We start from the raw sequence: 19,923 nt of genomic DNA, 5'->3' as shown, positions 1-19,923 counted from the left end.
GTGCGGTGACCGGCCCCTCATCTGGCTCAGATCAGCTGCAGCCGCTGGTGCTGCCGCAGCCCTCGCACACGTAGCACGAGCCGGCGGGACGCATCTTGGTCCCGCAGGTGAAGCACAGCGGGCTGTCGATGGCGGTGCCGGTGAGCTTCTCCATCAGCTCGGCGGAGGTGTGAGCCTCCTTGGCCGGCTGCGCGGGGATCTCGCGCTGCTCGGCGCCGTGGGTGTCCTTGGTCTCGACCGGGGTCGCGGCCGGGGCGTCGACATGGCTGTCCACGAGCTCGGAAGCGGACCCGGTCTCGACGAGCGGCTCGTAGGAGCCGGTCTCGAGGTGACGCTGACGCTCGTCGGCGGAGTAGATGCCGAGTGCGGAGCGGTCGTCGAACGTCATGTAGTCCAGCGCCAGGCGACGGAAGATGTAGTCCATGATCGACTGCGCCATCCGCACGTCCGGGTCGTCGGTCAGGCCGGCGGGCTCGAAGCGCAGGTTGGTGAACTTGGAGACGTAGGTCTCCAGCGGCACGCCGTACTGCAGGCCGATGCTCACCGCGATCGAGAAGGCGTCCATCACGCCGGCCAGGGTCGAGCCCTGCTTGCCGAGCTTGAGGAAGACCTCGCCGAGCTCGCCGTCGTCGTGGGCACCCGAGGTCATGTAGCCCTCGGCGCCACCGACGGTGAACGACGTCGTGCGCGAGGCGCGCGACTTGGGCAGGCGCTTGCGGGTCGGGGCGTAGACGACCTTCTCCACGACCTTGGTCTCGACGGTCGTGGACTTGTTGGAGTCCTCGCCCTTGTTGTCACCCTTGCCGCCGGAGAGCGGCTGGCCGACCTTGGCGTTGTCGCGGTAGATCGCGGTCGCCTTCAGCCCCAGCTTCCAAGACTGCAGGTAGATGTCCTCGACCTCCTCGACGGTGGCCGACTCGGGCAGGTTGACCGTCTTGGAGATGGCACCGGAGAGGAACGGCTGGCAGGCCGCCATCATCCGGACGTGGCCCATCGGCTTGAGGGCACGCGCGCCCATCGCGCAGTCGAAGACCTCGTAGTGCTCGGTCTTCAGGCTCGGCGCGTCGATGACGTGGCCGTGCTCGGCGATGTAGGCGACGATCGCCTCGACCTGCTCGGGCTGGTAGCCCATCTTGCGAAGCGCCCGCGGGACCGTCTGGTTGACGATCTGCATCGAGCCGCCGCCGACGAGCTTCTTGAACTTCACCAGGGAGAAGTCGGGCTCGATGCCGGTGGTGTCGCAGTCCATCATGAAGCCGATGGTGCCGGTCGGCGCGAGCACCGAGGCCTGCGCGTTGCGGAAGCCGTTCTTCTCGCCGGTCTTGACGACGGCGTCCCAGGCCTTCGTCGCGAGCCGGTGGACCTGCTCGTCGGCGAGGTGCAGCGGACGCAGGGTGTCGTTGGCCGCCTGATGCTTGCGCATCACGCGCTTGTGGGCGTCGGCGTTGCGTGCGTAGCCGGTGTAGGGACCGACGATCGCGGCGAGCTCGGCCGAGCGCTTGTAGGACGTGCCGGTCATCAGCGACGTGATCGCGGCGGCCATCGCACGGCCACCGTCGGAGTCGTAGCCCAGACCCATCGCCATCAGCAGCGCGCCGAGGTTGGCGTAGCCGATGCCGAGCTGGCGGTAGTCGCGGGTGGTCGCGCCGATCGACTCGGTCGGGAAGTCCGCGAAGCAGATCGAGATGTCCATCGCCGTGATGATCAGCTCGACGGCCTTGCCGAACAGCTCACCGTCGAAGGTGTCGTCGTCCTTGAGGAACTTCAGCAGGTTGAGCGAGGCGAGGTTGCACGAGGAGTTGTCGAGCGACATGTACTCCGAGCACGGGTTGGACGCGGTGATCCGGCCGGTCTCGGGGTTGGTGTGCCAGTCGTTGATCGTGTCGTCGTACTGCAGACCCGGGTCGGCGCACTCCCAGGCGGCCTTCGAGATCTTGCCGAAGAGCTCGCGGGCGTCGACGGTCTCGATGACCTCGCCGGTGCCGCGGGCGCGCAGACCGAACTCCGTGCCGTCCTCGACCGCACGCATGAACTCGTCGCTGACGCGCACCGAGTTGTTGGCGTTCTGGTACTGCACCGAGGTGATGTCCTTGCCACCCAGGTCCATGTCGAACCCGGCGTCGCGCAGCGCGCGGATCTTGTCCTCCTCGCGCGCCTTGGTCTCGACGAACTCCACGATGTCGGGGTGGTCCACGTCGAGCACGACCATCTTGGCCGCACGACGGGTCGCGCCGCCGGACTTGATGGTGCCCGCGGAGGCGTCGGCCCCCCGCATGAAGGAGACCGGGCCACTCGCGGTACCGCCGGAGGAGAGCAGCTCCTTCGACGAGCGGATGCGGGAGAGGTTGAGGCCGGCGCCGGAGCCGCCCTTGAAGATGAAGCCCTCCTCCTTGTACCAGTTCAGGATCGAGTCCATCGAGTCGTCGACCGACAGGATGAAGCACGCGCTGACCTGCTGGGGCGAGGCGGTGCCGACGTTGAACCAGACGGGAGAGTTGAACGAGAAGTACTGGTGCACGAGCAGCCAGGTCAGCTCGTGCTCGAAGATCTCGGCGTCGGCCGCCGAGGCGAAGTAGCCGTGCTCGATGCCGGCCTTGGTGTAGGTCTTCACGACCCGGTCGACGAGCTGCTTCAGACCGGTCTCGCGGGCGTCGGTGCCGACGGCGCCGCGGAAGTACTTCGTCGTGACGATCGTGGAGGCGTTGACGCTCCAGAAGTCAGGGAACTCGACGCCACGCTGCTCGAAGACGGCCTCGCCGGTCTTCCAGTTGGTCTGGACGACGTCGCGGCGCTCCCAGGTGATCTCGTCGTAGGGGTGCACGCCCTTGGTGCTGAAGACTCGCTCGATCTTCAGTGCTGCTCCGGCCTTGCGCCTGGATCCGCTGACAGTCTCCGTCATGGGCCTCTCCTTGTTTCGCCTGGTGACTTCATTGTCGCCCGCACCGGGCCTGGTCATCTCCGGTGCGGGATCTAGCTGTCTCAACGTGGTGCGCCCGGCACGCAGCTTCCCCACTACGTGCCGGGCGGTCTGTGGTCAGCCCGTCGGCTGAGGGTCGCGCACGCCACCGACACTCGGGTCGGCCAGCGGCTCGCGCTCGGCTCGCAGCATCGCGATCTCGGCCTCGAAGTCATCCGCGGACTCGAAGGCCCGGTAGACGCTCGCGAAGCGGAGATAGGCGACCTCGTCCAGCTGACGCAGGGGGCCGAGGATCGCGAGCCCGACCTCGTGCGCCGGGACCTCCGCCCAGCCTTCACTGCGCAGTGTGTCCTCCACCGTCTGCCCCAGGCAGTCGAGCTGGTCCGCGGTGACCGGTCGGCCCTTGCAGGCCTTGCGGACACCGGAGATCGCCTTCTCCCGGGTGAACGGCTCGGTGGCACCCGACCGCTTGAGCACGGTCAGCTGCATCTGCTCCACGGTCGTGAACCGCTTCTTGCAGGCCGAGCAGGTGCGGCGACGGCGAATCGAGCCGCCGTCGTCGGCGACGCGCGAGTCGAGCACCTTGGTGTCGGTGTTCCGGCAGTAGGGACAGTGCATCGCGGTGCTCCTCTCGGGCGTCGTACGGCGTCCTCCGGGCATGCCACAGAGACCCTCGCGGGGCGGTCGTGGCTGTGGAGAACGCTGCGTCTTCTGTGGATAACAAGCGGCTACCTGTGGGCTATCCCCTAGTCGATTGTGAACTAGATGTGGATAACCACAACGGTGTAACTACTAGATGTAGTGGAACCGTACGCCCGGGCCGGAGTTAAGGCAAGCGCGCCCGGCGTGTCGTACGGACCAGTTCTGGCCGGCCGCCACCCCCTCCGGAAAAGTGCAGGTCAGCGGGTTGGTAGCGACATTGCCCGACCTGCTTGACTGGTGACTCACGCTGACTCGAACCGAAGGTGACTCCATGAGCCGTCGTACGTCGCGCACCGGCGCACTGACCCTCGCCCTGCTTCTCCTGCCCGGACTGAGCCTCGTGGGCTGCAGCTCCGACGACGAGCCCGATCAGGACGCCGGCCCCGTCCTCGAGTCCCCCACCGGGACCGGCGAGGTGCCGGACCCTGACGCTCTGCCCGACGGCTACCCGGAGGCCGACGCCCCTGTGATCGCCGGCGAGCTCGTCTCCACAGCCAGCGAGGAGACCGACACCGGCACGAGCTTCAACATCTTGGTGTCCCCCGACTCGGAGGTGGAGGCTGCCGTCGACGAGGCCGTCGCCAAGCTCGTCGACAAGGGCTGGAAGGACAACAGCACGGCCGGCGCATCGGCGCACGTCCTGGTCAAGGGAGCGGACACCGCCGTCATCCAGGCGATCGACGACGAGGCTGACGGCCTGGTGAGCTACAACATCGTGATGGAGTAGACCGCCCGACCACTCGTCGCCCGCTCGTTCGACGCGACGGATAGGCTCACCGCGGGACATACGAGGAGAATGGTGAGCGTGAGCACGGGGACGAAGGGCAAGCGGGCGGGCGCCCGTCGGGCCGCAGCCGAGCCGCGCAAGAAGCGTGGACTGCTGATGCTGCTGGCCCTGGGCATCACCCTCACGATCATCGCCTGGGGCTATCTCGTCAGCGCGGCGATCGACTTCGGGAGCACGGCACGCGGCGGGGACGCAGGCGCCTGGGGCTTCCTGATCCTCGCCTCGTTCGGCGCCATCGTCTGCCTGTTCACCGCGCTGCTGCTCGGGAGCCGCGTCCTGCGCGAGCTTGGCATCACCCGCCCGCCTGACGAGCGTCCTCGTCCGACCGGCGGTCGGCGCGCCGCCCGCTGACGGACGACCCTGGGTGGGCACGGTCGGTCGAGGCTCTATCAGTCGAGCACGGGGACCCGCAGGCGCTGGCCCGCCATGACCGCAGCCGAGTCGAGGGCGTTGAGACGCTGGATCTCGTCGACCACGTCGCGCGTGTCGCCCGGGGCCGCAATCTCGCTCGCGATGCCCCACAGGGTGTCCCCCGGAGCGACCGCCACCACGCGGGTCTCGGGCGCCGCGCCGGCCTTCTCGGTCGCCACGGAGCCATCGCCCAACACCACGCCGACCGCAAGCATCAGCGAGACCGCCCCTCCCACCACGACCGCGCGACCACGGCGAGTCAGCCGCATCTGAGGCGCGGGTCGCTGGCGAACGGACTGCCGACGAACGGACTGCCGGGGAACGGGAAGCTGTCGAACGGTGTGGACGGCGATGCTGCTCATGGGGACCTCCAGGGGAAGACGGCGGTCGTATCGGACGGGTTGCCCGACGGTGCTGCCGTGTCGACCTGTGTCTACAAGTGACCACCGACAGTCCCTCCGGACCTGGGGAGTCACTCGATCAGACGTTCGATCGAACACATGCTCGAAGTTAGAGCATGTGTTCGAACGAATCAAGAGGGGCGCGCCGACACGCCCTTCGAACAGATGTTTGAACCTGCCCCTGTCGGCGGTCTACGGTAAGGACATCGACGGGCGCGGCGGTGCGGCCGCGTCACGCAAGCAGAGAGGCGCAGCAGATGGCCACAGGCAAGGGCTCCGACAACGACGGCGGCACGACCAAGGCGAAGCCGCCAGGCAAGGGCGCCGGCAAGGTCGCCGGCAAGGTCGCCGTCCTGCCCGACGGACCGCCCGACGCCACCGGCCTGACCCCCCGTCAGCAGCGGGTGCTCAACGTCATCCGGGACTCCATCGAGATGCGCGGCTATCCGCCGAGCATGCGCGAGATCGGTGAGAAGGTCGGGCTGACCAGCTCCTCGTCGGTCGCACACCAGCTCAAGGTGCTCGAGGAGAAGGGCTTCCTCAAGCGCGACCCCAACCGCCCTCGGGCCATCGAGGTCTTCCTGCCCGAGGTGATGGCGGCTCGCCGCTCCATGTCGGCGCCCGACCCGGTCGTCGAGGAGGACTTCGACCCCACCGGCATCGGCGACGCGATGCCGGCCGCGATCAACGTGCCCGTCGTCGGCCGGATCGCGGCAGGTGGCCCGATCCTGGCCGAGGAGCGGGTGGAGGACGTCTTCCCCCTGCCCAAGCAGCTCGTCGGCGACGGCACGCTCTTCCTGCTCGAGGTCTCGGGTGACTCGATGATCGACGCTGCGATCTGCAACGGCGACTACGTCGTGATCCGCCAGCAGCCGACCGCCAACAACGGCGAGATCGTGGCCGCCATGATCGACGGCGAGGCCACCGTCAAGACCTTCCAGCGCAAGGACGGTCAGGTCTGGCTGCTGCCCCACAACACGGCGTACGAGCCAATTGACGGGACTCACGCCACAATACTCGGTAAGGTCACGGCAGTCCTGCGTCGCATGTGACCCCTCGGGGTCGGGCGCGGGAGCCGTCAGGGTCATTCCTGATGGGCAGTCCGGGCAGCCTGCAGGAGGGTGGGGGGAGTGACGATCACACGTCGACCGGAGGCGGCACCCCGCCCATGGGCGTCAGCGCGGACCGCGCTGGCGCCGAGCCCTCGGCTGCGTCGAGGGCTCCTCGAGCTCGCGGTCCTGGCCTCCCTCTACGTCGCCTACAGCGCCAGCAGACTGGTGGCCGACGACGCGTTCGAGCCCGCTCACGAGCGGGCGATCCAGCTGCTCCACCTCGAGCGCCTGATCGGACTCGACATCGAGGTCGGGCTCAACCAGTGGTTCGCGGCGGTCTCCTGGGCGGGGCTGGCCGCTTCCTACTGGTATGCCACGGCGCACTACGTCGTCACCCTGGTCGCGCTGGTCTGGCTCTACCTCCGGGGCCGGGCGGCCTACGTCCCGGCGCGGACGGCGCTGCTGGCGGCCACCGTCCTGGGCCTGGTGATGTACCTGCTGCTGCCCACTGCTCCGCCGCGCCTGGTCGACGGCTACGTCGACGTCCTGCACCTGCATGCCGCTGACGGCTGGTGGGGCGCCGATGCCTCGGCACCCAAGGGCCTCGGCGACCTGACCAACCAGCTGGCGGCCTTCCCCTCACTGCACGCGGGGTGGGCGCTGTGGGTGGCGATCGTGGTGCACCGCGAAGTGCGCCACCCGCTCGTCCGGTCGGGCGGCTGGCTCTATGCGCTGGTCACCGCGATCGTGATCGTCGGCACCGGCAACCACTGGGTGCTGGACGCCGTGGTGGGTTGGCTGGTCGTGCTGGCCGGGTTCTGGCTCGCGGACCGCTGGGCCGCCCGGCGCCCGCTCGTCGACGCCTGAGGCATCCCGGACCCGGGGCACGTCCGAACCCTCGGTGAACATCGGGTGACACCGGGCGTTCTCGGTGAGACCAACGGCCTCCTGCGTCGTTGAATGAGCCGTGACCACGCCAACCAGGCCATCCGAGCCACTGTCGCCGCCCGAGACCCTCCCCCGCCGTACCGTGCTCGCCACCGGGGCCGGAGCCGCCGGGGCCGGCGCTGCCCTTGCCCTGTCCCCTACCCGCCGGGCGACCGCCGCCACGAGTCGGCGGTCCGTGTTCCAGCACGGCGTCGCCTCGGGCGACCCGATGCCCGACCGGGTCGTCCTGTGGACCCGCGTCACCCCGACCGCGGCGAGCGTGCCCGGTTCGGGCAAGGGTCCCCGGGTCAGCGTCACCTGGGAGGTGGCCTCCGACCGGCGCTTCCGCAAGATCGTGCGCCGCGGGTCGTTCCAGACCGGCCCCTCGCGCGACCACACGGTCAAGGTGGACGCCGACGGGCTCAAGCCGGGCCGCTGGTACTACTACCGGTTCACGCTCCGCGGGCAGCGCAGCCGGGTGGGGCGCACCCGCACCGCGCCGGCCCGCACCGCCACGCCGTCCCGGCTGCGCTTCGGTGTGGTCTCGTGCGCGAACCTGCAGGCCGGCTGGTTCAGCGCCTATCGCCACCTCGCGGCACGCGACGACGTCCAGGCAGTGCTGCACCTGGGCGACTACCTCTACGAGTACCCCGCCGGCGACTACGGGATGGGCAGCGACAACGTCAACGTCCGCACGCACCGGCCAGCGACCGAGATCGTCTCGCTGGCCGACTATCGCCAGCGTCACGCGCAGTACAAGCAAGACCCCGACCTGCAGGCGCTGCACGTCAAGGCGCCGTTCATCGTGATCTGGGATGACCACGAGGTCACCAACGACACGTGGCGCGACGGCGCGGAGAACCACAACGAGGGCGAGGGTGACTTCCGTCGGCGACGGGCCCGCGCCCACCGCGCCTACGACGAGTGGATGCCGGTGCGCCTCAACGACACCGCAGCCCTCGGTGACGGCACCCGGCTGTTCCGGCGGCTGCAGTTCGGCACCCTCGCCGAGCTCAGCCTGCTGGACCTGCGCACCTACCGCGACCAGGCGGTCGCCGTACCCGTGCTCGACCCGGCCGTCAGCGACCCCGACCGCTCCATCACCGGCCGGGCGCAGCTGGACTGGCTCAAGACGTCCCTGCGGCAGGACCGTGCGCAGTGGAAGCTGATCGGCAACCCGGTGATGATCGCACCGGTCACCTTCGGCGCCCTGCCCAACGACCTCGTCGACCCGCTCAACGACGTCACCCACCTCGTGCCGCGCGACGGAGCCCCCTACAACGTCGACCAGTGGGACGGCTACACCGACGACCGGCGCGAGCTCTTCGCCCACATCCGCGACCACGGGATCACCGACACGGTCTTCCTCACCGGCGACATCCACTCCGGCTGGGCCAGCGACCTGCCCTACGACCGTGGGGCCTATCCCCTCAAGCGCGAGACCGCCGGCGTGGAGTTCGTGTGCTCGTCGGTGACCTCCAACAACCTCAAGGACATCCTCAACGTGAAGCCGCATACCCTCAGCATCACCGTGGAGACGATCATCAAGACCGCGAACCCGCACATCAAGTACCTCAACTTCGACGACCACGGCTACTGCGTCCTCGACGTCACCCCCAAGCGCGTGCAGATGGACTGGTTCGTGATCGGCGACCGCGCCGACCGGCGGGCCGCCTCCAAGTGGACAGCGTCGTTCGCCACGCTGGCCGGCACCAACAAGGTCGTCCGCGTCGACGCCCCGGTGGGTGCCTGATGTGTACGACGAGCGCCCCGGGCGCCGCGGGCAGCGTCCAGGGCGAGCGCTTCGCCGAGGGCGCGGCCCAGGTGACGACCGGGCGCCGCTCGCTGCTCAAGGTGGCGGGCGCCGGAGGGCTGGGGTTGGCCTTCTCGACCGCCCTGGCGGATCCCGCGCTGGCCCGGACCGCCCCGCGTCGTACCCGGCGACGGGCCTACGTGCTGGTGGTCGACGGCTGCCGTCCCGACGAGATCGACAGCGGGCTGATGCCGAACCTGCACGCGCTTCGTGAGGGCGGGCGGCACTTCCCGCGGGCGTCGTCGCTGCCGATCATGGAGACGCTGCCCAACCACGTGATGATGATGACCGGGGTGCGGCCCGACCGCAGCGGCGTGCCCGCCAACGAGATCTACGACCGGGTCCTCGGTGACACCCGCAAGCTCGACCGGGCGCGTGACATCCGGGTGGACACGGTGATCAACCGGATGAACCGGCAGGGCTTCCGCACGGGGACGGTGCTGAGCAAGGAGTACCTCTACGGCATCTTCGGCACCCGCGCCACCCACCGCTGGGAGCCGGCGCCGCTGATCCCGATCACCGACCACGCGCCCGACCACTTCACCACCGAGGCGGCGCTGGAGATGGTGGAGGCCTTCGACCCGCACCTGGTGTTCGTGAACTTCGGCGACGTCGACCGGGTCGGCCACAGCGACCTCACCGGCGGCTCCCTGCAGCTGCTGCGCCGTGCCGCCCTGGCCTCCACCGACCTCCAGGTCGGGCGGTTCCTCCGGATGCTGAAGGAGACCGGGCGCTGGGACCGCTCCCTGGTCCTGGTGCTGGCCGACCACTCGATGGACTGGTCGCTCCCCCATCGGGTGATCTCGCTCAGCGGCCCGCTCGGCGAGGACCCGGTGCTCGCCGGCAACGTGGCGGTGGCGCAGAACGGGGGCGCCGATCTCCTCTACTGGACCGGACCGGCGTCGGGCCGAGCCCGCGGCGTCGCCCGGATGCTGGAGCTGGCCCGCGGCACCACGGGCGTGCTCGCCGCCCACGACCGGGCCCGGGCGCGGGGGCTGCGGCTCGGCCCCGAGGCCGGCGACGTGGTCGTCTACTGCAGGGCCGGCTGGCGCTTCAGCGACCCGCACGTCGTGGCGAACCCGATCCCCGGCAACCACGGGCACCCCGCCACCCGGCCGATCCCGTTCTTCCTCGCGGGAGGCCACCCCGCGGTGCGCCGCGGCAGCTCCTCGGTGCGGGCGACCACCGTCGACGTCGCGCCGACGCTGGCGGACTTCTTCGGGCTACGGGGCGCACCGAAGGGTGGCGGCTGGGACGGACGCAGCCGACTGGGCTAGGCGCTGTCCCTCCTCACGAGCGGGGCGCTAGCGTCTGCACATGGACTCCGCGCCCCGCTTCACCGCCCGCCGCCTCCGTGAGGGCTATGACCCCGCGGAGGTCGACGCCTTCATCGCGCGGGTGCAGACCGCGATCGCGCAGTCGCCACCCGCCGTGTCGACCGACGACCTCCTCGACGCACGCTTCACGGTGCTCGAGCACGAGGCGTCCTATGACATCGACCAGGTCCACGTCTGGCTGGACTCGATGCTGGGTTATCTGCGCACCCGGCAGCCCCCCGCTCGACTGGAGAGGGACGGCGGCTGGCGCACCGGTGCGCCCGCGTCCGGGCCGGCCGGTCCGGACGCCGATCTGCCCCCCGAGCTGCGCGACGCACGACCGACGCCGCCACGGACCAGCGAGTCCGGCGCACCGGCCTGGGCGCGGATGACCGCGCTGATCCTGGTGGTCTCGCTGGTGTCGTTCTTCGTGGTGTCCGCCTTCCTCTGAGCAGGCACCTGAGAGAGGCTGCAGACCGCTCAGGCGGTCTCGGAGAGCCGCTTGAGGGCCTTGCGGACCACCGCCGGGTCGGTCGTGGGCCACATCGCCGGCAGGCTCGCCTTCAGGAATCCGCCGTAGCGCGCGGTCGCCAGCCGCGGGTCGAGCACCGCGACCACGCCCTTGTCGGACGTGGTGCGGATCAACCGCCCGGCCCCCTGGGCCAGCAGCAGCGCGGCATGGGTCGCCGCGACCTGCATGAAGCCGTTGCCGCCCGACTTGTCCACGGCCTGCTGGCGCGCTGACATCAGCGGGTCGTCGGGGCGCGGGAACGGGATCCGGTCGATCAGCACCAGCTGGCAGGTGTCGCCGGGCACGTCGAGGCCCTGCCAGAGGCTGAGCGTCCCGAACAGGCAAGTGTGCGGGTCCTCGACGAACTGCTTGGCGAGCTCGGGCAGCTGAGCGTCGCCCTGGGCGAGCGTCGTCAGGTGGGGCAGCCGGGTGCGGACCGCCTCCGCGGCGGCCTCGGCGGCGCGGCGTGACGAGAAGAGCCCGAGCGCACGACCGTCGGAGGCGTCGATGAGCTCGACGATCTCGTCGAGCTGGCGCTCCCCCAGCCCGTCGCGGCCGGGCGGCGGCAGGTGACGGGCGACGTAGAGGATGCCCTGCCGGCCGTAGTCGAACGGCGAGCCCACGTCGAGGCCGCGCCAGGGCAGGACGCCCTCGGGGGGCGAGTCGGCGCGCTCGCCGAGCACGGAGTCGCGCTCGGACGGCTTGAGCCCGACGCTGGTGGCCACGGAGTTGAAGTCGCCGCCGAGCATCAGCGTCGCGCTGGTGAAGACCACGGTCTTCTCGCTGAGCAGCTTGTCGCGCATCTGCCCCCACACCTGCAGCGGAGCCACGCACAGCCGCGCGGGGATCCGGTCGCGGGCCTCGGAGAGCCACAGCACGTCGGAGTCGAGGTCGGCGGCCATCCGCTCCGCGTGGGTGAACAGCTCCTGGACCATCCCCTTGGCCTGCGTCTTGCCGGCGTCGGCCTCGCCCTCCCCGTCCTTGGCGAAGGCCGAGATGCAGGCACGGGCCGCGTCGCGCACCAGCACCAGGGCGTCGGAGAGTTCCTCGGACATCCGCTGGATCCGGCCGGGATCAAGCGCGTCGAGGGCGCTGCGCAGCGCCTCCGCCGCATCGCCGAGCTCGTCGGCCTGGTCGCCGTCCACATGGCGCTGGGCCCGACGGGAGGCGCGCTCGATCTCGTTGACGGTGATCTCGTCCGTGGCGGCCTGGGTCACCCGCGCGGTCAGCTCGTGGGCCTCGTCGATCACCACGACGTCGTAGTCGGGGATCATCGGCACCCCCTCGATGGCGTCGATCGCCAGCAGGGAGTGGTTGGTGATGATCAGCTGGGACTTGCCGGCGCGCTCCTTGGCCCGTTCGGCGAAGCACTCCGCGCCGTACGCGCACTTGGCGGCGCCCAGGCACTCGCGCGCGCTGACGCTGACCTGGCGCCAGATCCGCTCCGTGTGGCGCGGGGCTGCGTCGCGCTCACCGGTGCCGGCCCGCTCGGCCTCCTCCTCGGCCCAGGCGCGGAGCTTGAGCACCTCGGCGCCCTGCGACGACTCGGGGAGGTCGACCAGCGCGCCCTGGTCGTCGGGCACGCCCTCGCGGATGCGGTGCAGGCAGGCGTAGTTGGAGCGGCCCTTGAGCACGGCGTACGACGTGTCGTCGACGAGGTCGCCCACCGCCTCGACCAGGCGCGGCAGGTCGCGCTCGACGAGCTGGTGCTGCAGCGCCAGCGTGGCGGTGGCGACGACCACGCGGTCGTGGTGCAGCAGGCTGGGCACGAGGTAGCCCAGCGACTTGCCGGTGCCGGTGCCGGCCTGGACCAGCAGGTGCTGGCCCTGCTCCATCGCGTCCGCGACGGCCTCGGCCATCTGGATCTGGCCGCCGCGCTCGCTGCCGCCGAGGGCCGAGACCGCCGACCCCAGGACCTCGCGGACCTTCAGCGCACGCGCGGAGGGCGCCGGCCCCTCGGGGGCGTGCGGGCTGGGATCTGGCGAGCTGGTATCGGGCGGGGACGTCACTGCGGGCACCCCAGAACCCTAGCCGCGCCCGCCGACAGGCCCTCGGGGCCGTCGACGGGCTGTGGACAGGAGGCTCAGACCACCGCTCCGGAGTCCTCGGGGTCGCGCTCGACCTTGACCTTCGCGGCCCGCGACATCGGCCACTTCTTGTGGAGCATGATCGACAGCGGCGCAGCCGTGAACACCGATGAGTAGGTGCCGATGATCAGACCGAGCAGCAGCGCGATGGAGAAGTCGCGCAGCGAGTCGCCGCCCAGGACCGCGAGGGCCCCCAGGATGAACATCGTGCCCAGGCCGGTGTTGATCGTGCGCGGCATGGTCTCGAGGCAGGCGGTGTTGGCGATCTGGGCGTACTCCTCGTCGCGCGAGCCGAACCAGCGCTCACGGATCCGGTCGAACACGACCACGGTGTCGTTGACCGAGAGACCGATGATCGTCATCGCGGCCGCCAGGAAGACGCCGTCGATGGGCTTGCCCAGCCAGGCGAAGACGCCGACCACGATCGCCACGTCGTGGGCCATGGCGGCCACGGCGGAGAGACCGATCGTCCACTTGAAGCGCACGGCGAGGTAGAGCATCTGGGCCAGCAGCGCGACGCCGAAGGCGATCAGCGCCTTGTTGCGCAGCTCCTCGCCGAGGCTTGCGCCGATCTCCTGGCTGTCCTCGAGCGTCACCTCGCCGCCGATCTCGGCCAACGAGGCACGGATCGACTCCTCCTCGGCGTCGGTGATCCTGCCGGTGCGGACCGTGATGTCCCCGGTGTCGGCGCCCTGGACGACCGCCTCCGCGAAGCCTGCGTCCTCGACAGCGGCCCGAGCCTCGTCGACCGAGACGTCCTGGCTCAGCGAGTAGTCCATCGTGCGACCACCGGAGAACTCGACGCCGTAGTTGAGGCCCTGCGTTGCGATACCGGTGATGGCGAGCACGAGTGCGGCGGCGGAGATGCCGAGCCACAGCTTGCTGCGCGACATCAGGTCGGGGTTCTTGCGCTCGAGCCACTTGCGGGCGCGGCCGGTGTCCGACAGGCCGGTGATCTTGGGGTTCTTCTGGACGAACGGGATGCTCACGCCGACCTCGGTCAGCACCCGGGCGATGATCAGCGCGGAGATCATCGAGGCCACGACACCGATGGAGAGCGTGACACCGAAACCCTTGACCGGGCCCGAGGCCAGGAAGAACAGCAGCCCCGCGGCCAGCAACGTGGTGACGTTGGAGTCGATGATCGCGCTCCACGCCTTGTCGAAGCCGACCTTGAGCGCCTTGCGCATGCCCGCGGCCCGGTTGGCGGCGTACTCCTCCCGGGCTCTCTCGAAGACCAGCACGTTGGCGTCGATCGCCATGCCGATCGCGAGCACGAACCCGGCGAGGCCGGGCAGCGTCAGGGTGGCGCCGAAGGCGAGCAGGAAGGCGAAGGAGAGCAGGGCGTACGTCGTGAGCGCGAGCGTGGCGAGGAAGCCGACGAAGCGGTAGACGACGATGATGAAGAGCCCGGTCAGGATCAGGCCGATGATGCCCGCCTCGATGGAGGCGTCGATCGCGGCGTCACCCAGGGTGGGGCCGACCTGGCGCTGGGAGATGAACTCGACCGGCAGCGGCAGCGAGCCGCCCTCGATCAGGACCGAGAGCTGCTTGGCGGTCTCAGAGCTGAAGCCGCCGCTGATCTCGGTGCTCCCGGTGATGTTGCTGCCGCAGCCGACGTTGACCCCTGGCGAGGAGATGACCTGGCCGTCGAGGACGATCGCGATCCGGTTGGGGTCGCCGGTGGCGCAGGCTGCCGTGGCGCTGAGCTCGCCGAACGCCTTGGAGCCCTCGCCGGTGAAGTCGACGTTGACGACCCACTCCACCTCTCGCAGGGCAGCGTCGGCCCCCGAGATCTCGTCGCCGCGCAGCGCGACCGGACCGACCTCGAGCGCGGTGCCCGTGGGCTCCCCGTCATCGAGCTCGGGATAGATGAAGTTGCCCTTCTCGCTGGGCTCGGGTGCCGGCTCGCCCTCGGCCGGCAGGGCCACGGTCGTCACGACCGGGTGCACGGTGAGCTGGGCGGTCTGACCAAGCACCTCCTCGGCGTTGGCCGCGTCCTCCTCGGAGATGCCGGGCATCTCGACGAGGATCCGGTCGTCACCCTGGCGGACCAGGGTCGGCTCGGAGACACCGAGGGCGTCGACGCGTCCGCGGAGCACCTCGATGACCTTGTCCACGTTCTCCGGGGTCGCCTCGGCCCGGTCGGAGTCCTCGGCCTGGAGGATGTACTGCGCCCCACCACGCAGATCGAGCCCCAGACGGGGCTCGATCTTGATGGCGATGGCCGCACACCCGGCTAGGAGGCCGAGGACGAGAAGCAGACGTACGAGGACACCACGTGACATGTCGGCCATCTTCCCTGACGTGCCCTAGGTCACCGAATCCGGGGTCATCGAATCCGGGGCCGCCGATCCCGCATCGCCGGATCCGCGTCAGTCGACGGCGTACGCCGCCAGCTCGCCGGCCAGATCCTCGTGCGCCCGGCCCGTGACCAGGGTCCCGTCGGCGGTGTGCTCCAGCGAGCCGATCTCGCCCTGCTGGTGGATCCGGTTGACAAGGTCGCCGCGCTCGTAGGGCAGCAGCACGCTGAACTCGACCCCGGGGCGCGGCAGCTCCGACTCGATCACCGCGAGCGCGTCGGCGATGCCCTCGCCGGTGCGGGCGCTGACCACGACCGAGTGCGGCTCGCGCTGACGCAGCCGGGCGATCACCATCGGGTCGGCCGCGTCGGCCTTGTTGATGACGATCAGCTCGGGGACCTTGTCGGCGCCGATGTCGGCGAGGACCTCGCGCACCGCGGAGATCTGGCCCTCGGGATCGGGGTGCGAGCCGTCGACGACGTGCAGCACGAGGTCGGAGTCGGCGACCTCCTCCAGCGTCGAGCGGAACGCCTCGACCAGCTGGTGGGGCAGGTGCCGGACGAACCCGACCGTGTCGGACATCGTGTAGATGCGGCCGTCGGAGGTCGTCGTACGACGCGTCGTGGGGTCGAGGGTCGCGAACAGGGAGTCCTCCACCAGCACGCCGGCGTCGGTGAGCCGGTTGAGCAGGCTGGACTTGCCGGCGTTGGTGTAGCCCGCGATCGCGACGCTGGGGATCGAGTGCCGGACCCGCTCCGCGCGCTTGGTGTCGCGGGTGCCCTTCATGTCGCGCAGGTCCCGGCGCAGCTTGGCGATCTTGGTGTTGATCCGGCGCCGGTCGGTCTCGATCTTGGTCTCACCGGGGCCACGGCCACCGATGCCCTCACCGCCGGCGGCGCGGCCACCGGCCTGGCGGGAGAGGTTGCCACCCCAGCCGCGCAGGCGCTGCTTCATGTACTGCAGCTGCGCCAGCTCCACCTGGGCCTGGCCCTCGCGGGACTTCGCGTGCTGGGCGAAGATGTCGAGGATCAGCGCGGTCCGGTCGACGCACTTGACCTTGAGCTTGTCCTCGAGGTTCCTCAGCTGGCTGGGCGCGAGGTCCCCGTCGAGGATGACGGTGTCGGCGCCGTTGGCCTGGACGATCTCGCGCAGGCCGTCGACCTTGCCTCGGCCGATGTAGGTGGCCGGGTCGGGCTTCTGGCGGCGCTGGTAGATCGCGTCGAGCACCTCGGAGCCGGCGGTCTCGGCGAGCAGAGCGAGCTCGGCCATCGAGTTCTCGGCGTCCTCGACCGATCCCTCGGTCCATACGCCGACCAGCACCACGCGCTCGAGGCGCAGCTGGCGGTACTCGACCTCGGAGATGTCCTCGAGCTCGGTGCGCAGCGTCGCAACCCGGCGCAGGGCATGGCGCTCGGCCAGCTCCTGGGCGCCGAGGGTGAGCTCCTCGGGGTCGGGACCGTCGTAGGAGACGGGCTCGTCTGGTGTGTCGTCGTCGAGGTCGTCGAGGTCGTCGGCGTAGCCGGACTCGAAACCGTCATCGACGTCCGTGTCCGGGTGAGCGCTGGTGTCAGGGTCCTCGCGGTCCCACGTGGTGGTGGCGGCGAGCTCGGCGTCGAGGTTGAAGTCGTGTGCGTTAGTCATACGCTCACCAGAGTAGATCGGCACGGTGCGGTTGGCGACACGGTTTCGCCGAGGGCAGACACGGGGACTGTCATCTGGGCCCGGTACCCGTCGTACCCGGGCCACAATCTGACGAGGAGCGTTGATGCAGCAGAGCACCGACCCGGTGGCCGGCCCCGAGGCCGCTTCCACTGCCCGTGAGCTCGAGTTCGGCGGGCTGCGGATCAGGTGGGATCGACGGATCCTCGAGCCGCGGCCCTGGACGATCGCACAGCCCGAGTGGCTGGCCTCGCTGTCGCGGGACGCGCCCGAGGGGCCGGCGCTGGAGGTCTGCAGCGGCGCGGGCCACATGGGCCTCGCCCTGGCGCGGCTGACGGGACGCGACCTGGTCCAGGTCGACGTCGACCCCGTGGCCTGCGGCTTCGCCCGCGACAACGCCGCCGACGCCGGCATCCCCGTCGACCTGCGCTGCGCCCCGATGGACGAGGCCGTCGAGCCCGGCGAGATGTTCGCGCTGATCCTGGCCGACCCGCCGTGGGTGCGGCGCGCCGACGTCGGCACGTTCCCCGAGGACCCGGTCCTGGCCATCGACGGGGGCGACCTGGGCCTCGACCTCGCCCGCTCCTGCCTCGCCCTCGCCGACGCCCATCTCGCGCCCGGCGGGCACGCCGTACTCCAGCTGGGCACGGCAGCCCAGATGCACGAGCTCTGGGCCGAGCTCGCCCATGCGCTCCCCCGCCTCGAGCTGGTCGAGGTCCGCTCCTTCGAGCGCGGCGCCCTCGCCCACCTGCGCGCCGTGTGACGGGTGGGGCCGGTGGTGCTGGCCGTTTCACGAGTTACCTCGTGAAACGCACACTTCCCACACGAAGGTTCATGTGGGAAGTGACGTGATCACGAGTTAACTCGTGAAACGAGCAGGGGCAGCCCGCTACTTCGGGGGCATCCGGATCCCGCCGTCGACGCGGACGGTCTCGCCGTTCATGTAGGTGTTGAGCAGGCACTCGACGACCATGCTCGCGAGCTCGTCGGGGTTTCCGAGGCGCTTGGGGTAGAGCACGCTCTCGCCGAGCTTGGCCTTGAAGGCCTCCGAGTCGGGGCCCTCGCCATAGATCGGGGTGTCGATGAGGCCGGGGGCGACCGTGTTGAGGCGGATGCCGGAGGCCGACAGGTCGCGGGCGACGGGGAGGGTCATGCCGACGACGCCGCCCTTGGAGGCGGAGTAGGCGGCCTGGCCGATCTGGCCGTCGAAGGCGGCGACGCTGGCGAGGTTGACGATCGCACCGCGCTCGCCGGTGGCGGTCGGCTCGTTGCGGCTCATCGCGGTGGCGGCCAGGCGGACGCAGTCGAAGGTGCCGATCAGGTTGATCGCGATGACCTTGCTGAACGCCGCGAGGTCGTGGGCCGAGCCGAACTCGCCGTCGCGGCCGATCGTGCGCTGGGCCCAGCCGATGCCGGCGGAGTTGACCACCGCGCGGAGCGGGCCGAGCTCGACGGCCTTCTCGACGGCGGCCTGGATCTGGGCGGTGTCGGTGACGTCGACCTGGGCGAAGACGCCCCCGATCTCGGCGGCGAGCGCCTCCCCCTTGTCGGCCTGCAGGTCGGCGACGACGACCTTGGCTCCCTTGGCGGCGAGCTGCCGGGCGGCGGCTGCGCCGATCCCGGACGCGCCGCCGGTGACGATTGCACTGGCTCCTGTGATGTCCATCATGGGCCGAAGCATAGGGGCCGACGCACAGGGGCTCACGCAGAAGGGGCTGGGCACGAGCGGCGGTGTGCCACCCGGACCCAGCCCCAGGCCGATCCTGCAGTCGATCAGTCGATCAGGAGGCCGATGCGATGAACTCCTCGACCAGCGCCTCGACCTCGCTCGCGTCCGGCTGCGCGATCTCCGCCTCGCTGCCGTCCCCGAACACCACGGTCGGGCAGTTGCCGGCGGAGCCGGTGACCCGGCCGCCGTCGGAGATCTGCTTCGCGGTCTTCGCCTCCACGAGGACCAGCTGGTACTCCGCCGACTGGTAGTCGTAGGTGAACTTCTTGTCCTCGTAGTCCTCGGCCGTGCACTGCTTCTCGGTCTTCTCGGTGCCCTCGATGACCTTCAGGCACCCGACCACACTGACCTCGTCGTAGTCCTCGTAGTCCGGCTTCCAGTCGAGGTCGTAGGAGAGGTAGGTGGAGTACCAGTACTCGCTCGAGGTGCTCTGCTGGTAGACCCACACCTTCGGGTCCTTGGCGTTGTAGGCGGCCGCGTTGTTCATGATGGCGCCGTTGCAGACCTCGGAGACCTCGGAGCTGGTCTCGGCCGCGAAGCGCTCACCGTTGGGCGTCACCGAGAAGGACGGCTCGTCCGTGTCGCCGCCGTCCGTGGCCTCGTCGGTCGCCTCGTCCGTGGCCTCATCGGTCGCCTCGTCCGTGGCCTCATCGGTGGCCTCGTCGGTGGGCTCCGCCGACTCCGTGGTCTTGGTGGCGGTCTTGTCGTCGTCGTCGCCGCCGCTCAGCGCCACCGCGAGCGCCGTACCACCGACGCCGAGCAGGACCACGAGCACGCCGATGGCGACATAGAGCACCGTGCGGTTCTTCTTCGGCGCACCGCCGCCGGGCCCACCGCCGTACCCGCCGGGACCGGACGGCGGCCCCTGGTAGCCACCGCCGCCGTAGCCGGGCTGGCCGTAGGGCGGCTGCTGGACGTAGGGGGGTTGCTGCTGACCGTACGGCGGCTGCTGGCCGTAGCCCTGCTGCGGCGGCTGGCCGTAGGGCGGCTGCTGTCCATAGGGGGGCTGCTGACCGTACGGCGGCTGCTGGGCGTAGCCGGGCTGGCCCAGCGGGGGCTGCCCGACGGGCGGCTGGCCTCCGGAGTGCTGGCCCCCGGGTCCCTGACCGAACGGCTGGCCCGGGGCGCCGGCGTCACCGGATCCCGGGTTGCTGGACGGTCCGCCCATCCCCGGACGTCGCGTCAGTGCCTCATCGCTGGAGGGACCCCACGGCGGGGGCGCCTGGGGGTTCGGGTTCTCGCCCAGGTTGTCGTCCCCGCGGGACTGGTCGTCGGACATCGCTGTGCCTCTCTCAGGTGGTTGCGGGG

At 70.3% G+C, this 19,923-nt stretch carries 16 protein-coding genes; 8 read left to right on the top strand and 8 right to left on the bottom strand.

Annotated features, from left to right (window positions below):
- Nucleotides 1–31: 31 nt before the first annotated feature.
- A complete protein-coding gene (locus ACYU7L_RS09290) occupies nucleotides 32–2,899 on the bottom strand; it encodes a vitamin B12-dependent ribonucleotide reductase (RefSeq protein ID WP_460795355.1) in 2,868 nt (955 codons plus the stop codon).
- 135 nt (nucleotides 2,900–3,034) lie between these two features.
- Nucleotides 3,035–3,535, bottom strand: coding sequence for a transcriptional regulator NrdR (gene nrdR / locus ACYU7L_RS09285; RefSeq protein WP_460796644.1), 501 nt, complete (start codon nucleotides 3,533–3,535; stop codon nucleotides 3,035–3,037).
- Nucleotides 3,536–3,890: 355 nt separating this feature from the next.
- Here nrdR and ACYU7L_RS09280 point away from each other — a divergent pair, with 355 nt between their 5' ends.
- Nucleotides 3,891–4,346 (top strand): hypothetical protein, encoded by a 456-nt coding sequence (locus ACYU7L_RS09280; protein WP_460795353.1) that lies wholly within the window; start codon nucleotides 3,891–3,893, stop codon nucleotides 4,344–4,346.
- A 78-nt stretch (nucleotides 4,347–4,424) separates the two neighbouring features.
- Complete coding sequence (locus ACYU7L_RS09275; protein WP_460795351.1) at nucleotides 4,425–4,757, top strand: hypothetical protein; 333 nt, start codon at nucleotides 4,425–4,427, stop codon at nucleotides 4,755–4,757.
- A 38-nt stretch (nucleotides 4,758–4,795) separates the two neighbouring features.
- Here the strand turns inward: ACYU7L_RS09275 and ACYU7L_RS09270 are convergent, their stop codons facing one another.
- Nucleotides 4,796–5,086: a LysM peptidoglycan-binding domain-containing protein gene (locus ACYU7L_RS09270; protein ID WP_460795349.1), complete on the bottom strand. Its 291-nt coding sequence runs from the start codon at nucleotides 5,084–5,086 to the stop codon at nucleotides 4,796–4,798.
- 389 nt (nucleotides 5,087–5,475) lie between these two features.
- On the opposite strand from ACYU7L_RS09270, the gene lexA reads away from it, so the two are divergent.
- From lexA to ACYU7L_RS09245, 5 genes are all read left to right on the top strand, one after another.
- Nucleotides 5,476–6,270 carry a transcriptional repressor LexA gene (gene lexA, locus ACYU7L_RS09265; RefSeq protein WP_460795347.1) on the top strand — a complete coding sequence of 265 codons (795 nt, stop codon included), beginning with the start codon at nucleotides 5,476–5,478 and terminating at the stop codon, nucleotides 6,268–6,270.
- Nucleotides 6,271–6,348: 78 nt separating this feature from the next.
- Nucleotides 6,349–7,137 carry a phosphatase PAP2 family protein gene (locus tag ACYU7L_RS09260; RefSeq protein WP_460795344.1) on the top strand — a complete coding sequence of 263 codons (789 nt, stop codon included), beginning with the start codon at nucleotides 6,349–6,351 and terminating at the stop codon, nucleotides 7,135–7,137.
- Nucleotides 7,138–7,237: 100 nt separating this feature from the next.
- Nucleotides 7,238–8,950, top strand: coding sequence for an alkaline phosphatase D family protein (locus ACYU7L_RS09255; protein ID WP_460795340.1), 1,713 nt, complete (start codon nucleotides 7,238–7,240; stop codon nucleotides 8,948–8,950).
- Nucleotides 8,950–10,287 carry an alkaline phosphatase family protein gene (locus tag ACYU7L_RS09250; RefSeq protein WP_460795337.1) on the top strand — a complete coding sequence of 446 codons (1,338 nt, stop codon included), beginning with the start codon at nucleotides 8,950–8,952 and terminating at the stop codon, nucleotides 10,285–10,287. Before ACYU7L_RS09255 ends, ACYU7L_RS09250 begins: the two co-directional genes overlap by 1 nt.
- A gap of 40 nt (nucleotides 10,288–10,327) precedes the next feature.
- Nucleotides 10,328–10,777 (top strand): DivIVA domain-containing protein, encoded by a 450-nt coding sequence (locus ACYU7L_RS09245; protein WP_460795334.1) that lies wholly within the window; start codon nucleotides 10,328–10,330, stop codon nucleotides 10,775–10,777.
- Between the two features lie 29 nt (nucleotides 10,778–10,806).
- On the opposite strand, the gene ACYU7L_RS09240 is transcribed toward ACYU7L_RS09245, so the two are convergent.
- From ACYU7L_RS09240 to hflX, 3 genes are all read right to left on the bottom strand, one after another.
- Nucleotides 10,807–12,855 carry an ATP-dependent DNA helicase gene (locus tag ACYU7L_RS09240; protein WP_460795332.1) on the bottom strand — a complete coding sequence of 683 codons (2,049 nt, stop codon included), beginning with the start codon at nucleotides 12,853–12,855 and terminating at the stop codon, nucleotides 10,807–10,809.
- 65 nt (nucleotides 12,856–12,920) lie between these two features.
- A complete protein-coding gene (gene secD / locus ACYU7L_RS09235) occupies nucleotides 12,921–15,212 on the bottom strand; it encodes a protein translocase subunit SecD (protein WP_460795329.1) in 2,292 nt (763 codons plus the stop codon).
- Between the two features lie 87 nt (nucleotides 15,213–15,299).
- Nucleotides 15,300–16,868: a GTPase HflX gene (gene hflX / locus ACYU7L_RS09230; RefSeq protein WP_460795327.1), complete on the bottom strand. Its 1,569-nt coding sequence runs from the start codon at nucleotides 16,866–16,868 to the stop codon at nucleotides 15,300–15,302.
- Nucleotides 16,869–16,992: 124 nt separating this feature from the next.
- On the opposite strand from hflX, the gene ACYU7L_RS09225 reads away from it, so the two are divergent.
- On the top strand, nucleotides 16,993–17,649 hold the full coding sequence (locus tag ACYU7L_RS09225) for a methyltransferase domain-containing protein (protein WP_460795325.1): 657 nt from the start codon (nucleotides 16,993–16,995) through the stop codon (nucleotides 17,647–17,649).
- A 126-nt stretch (nucleotides 17,650–17,775) separates the two neighbouring features.
- On the opposite strand, the gene ACYU7L_RS09220 is transcribed toward ACYU7L_RS09225, so the two are convergent.
- Together ACYU7L_RS09220 and ACYU7L_RS09215 are read right to left on the bottom strand one after the other, a co-directional pair.
- On the bottom strand, nucleotides 17,776–18,552 hold the full coding sequence (locus ACYU7L_RS09220; protein ID WP_460796642.1) for an SDR family NAD(P)-dependent oxidoreductase: 777 nt from the start codon (nucleotides 18,550–18,552) through the stop codon (nucleotides 17,776–17,778).
- A 115-nt stretch (nucleotides 18,553–18,667) separates the two neighbouring features.
- The gene (locus ACYU7L_RS09215; RefSeq protein ID WP_460795323.1) at nucleotides 18,668–19,894 is read right to left on the bottom strand and encodes a hypothetical protein; all 1,227 of its coding nucleotides are present in this window, start codon (nucleotides 19,892–19,894) and stop codon (nucleotides 18,668–18,670) included.
- Nucleotides 19,895–19,923: the final 29 nt, after the last annotated feature.

The sequence above is a fragment of the Nocardioides pacificus genome, from assembly GCF_054775955.1.
Note: the sequence above shows the minus strand (reverse complement) of the source record. Positions and strands in the feature narration are given on the sequence as shown.

What these genes read in the sequence shown, in the direction of transcription:
- ACYU7L_RS09290 (WP_460795355.1), bottom strand. Translation starts at nt 2,899, where the DNA reads ATGACGGAGACTGTCAGCGGATCCAGGCGCAAGGCCGGAGCAGCACTG.
- nrdR (WP_460796644.1), bottom strand. Translation starts at nt 3,535, where the DNA reads ATGCACTGTCCCTACTGCCGGAACACCGACACCAAGGTGCTCGACTCG.
- ACYU7L_RS09280 (WP_460795353.1), top strand. Translation starts at nt 3,891, where the DNA reads ATGAGCCGTCGTACGTCGCGCACCGGCGCACTGACCCTCGCCCTGCTT.
- ACYU7L_RS09270 (WP_460795349.1), bottom strand. Translation starts at nt 5,086, where the DNA reads ATGCGGCTGACTCGCCGTGGTCGCGCGGTCGTGGTGGGAGGGGCGGTC.
- lexA (WP_460795347.1), top strand. Translation starts at nt 5,476, where the DNA reads ATGGCCACAGGCAAGGGCTCCGACAACGACGGCGGCACGACCAAGGCG.
- ACYU7L_RS09250 (WP_460795337.1), top strand. Translation starts at nt 8,950, where the DNA reads ATGTGTACGACGAGCGCCCCGGGCGCCGCGGGCAGCGTCCAGGGCGAG.
- ACYU7L_RS09245 (WP_460795334.1), top strand. Translation starts at nt 10,328, where the DNA reads ATGGACTCCGCGCCCCGCTTCACCGCCCGCCGCCTCCGTGAGGGCTAT.
- secD (WP_460795329.1), bottom strand. Translation starts at nt 15,212, where the DNA reads ATGTCACGTGGTGTCCTCGTACGTCTGCTTCTCGTCCTCGGCCTCCTA.
- hflX (WP_460795327.1), bottom strand. Translation starts at nt 16,868, where the DNA reads ATGACTAACGCACACGACTTCAACCTCGACGCCGAGCTCGCCGCCACC.
- ACYU7L_RS09225 (WP_460795325.1), top strand. Translation starts at nt 16,993, where the DNA reads ATGCAGCAGAGCACCGACCCGGTGGCCGGCCCCGAGGCCGCTTCCACT.
- ACYU7L_RS09220 (WP_460796642.1), bottom strand. Translation starts at nt 18,552, where the DNA reads ATGGACATCACAGGAGCCAGTGCAATCGTCACCGGCGGCGCGTCCGGG.
- ACYU7L_RS09215 (WP_460795323.1), bottom strand. Translation starts at nt 19,894, where the DNA reads ATGTCCGACGACCAGTCCCGCGGGGACGACAACCTGGGCGAGAACCCG.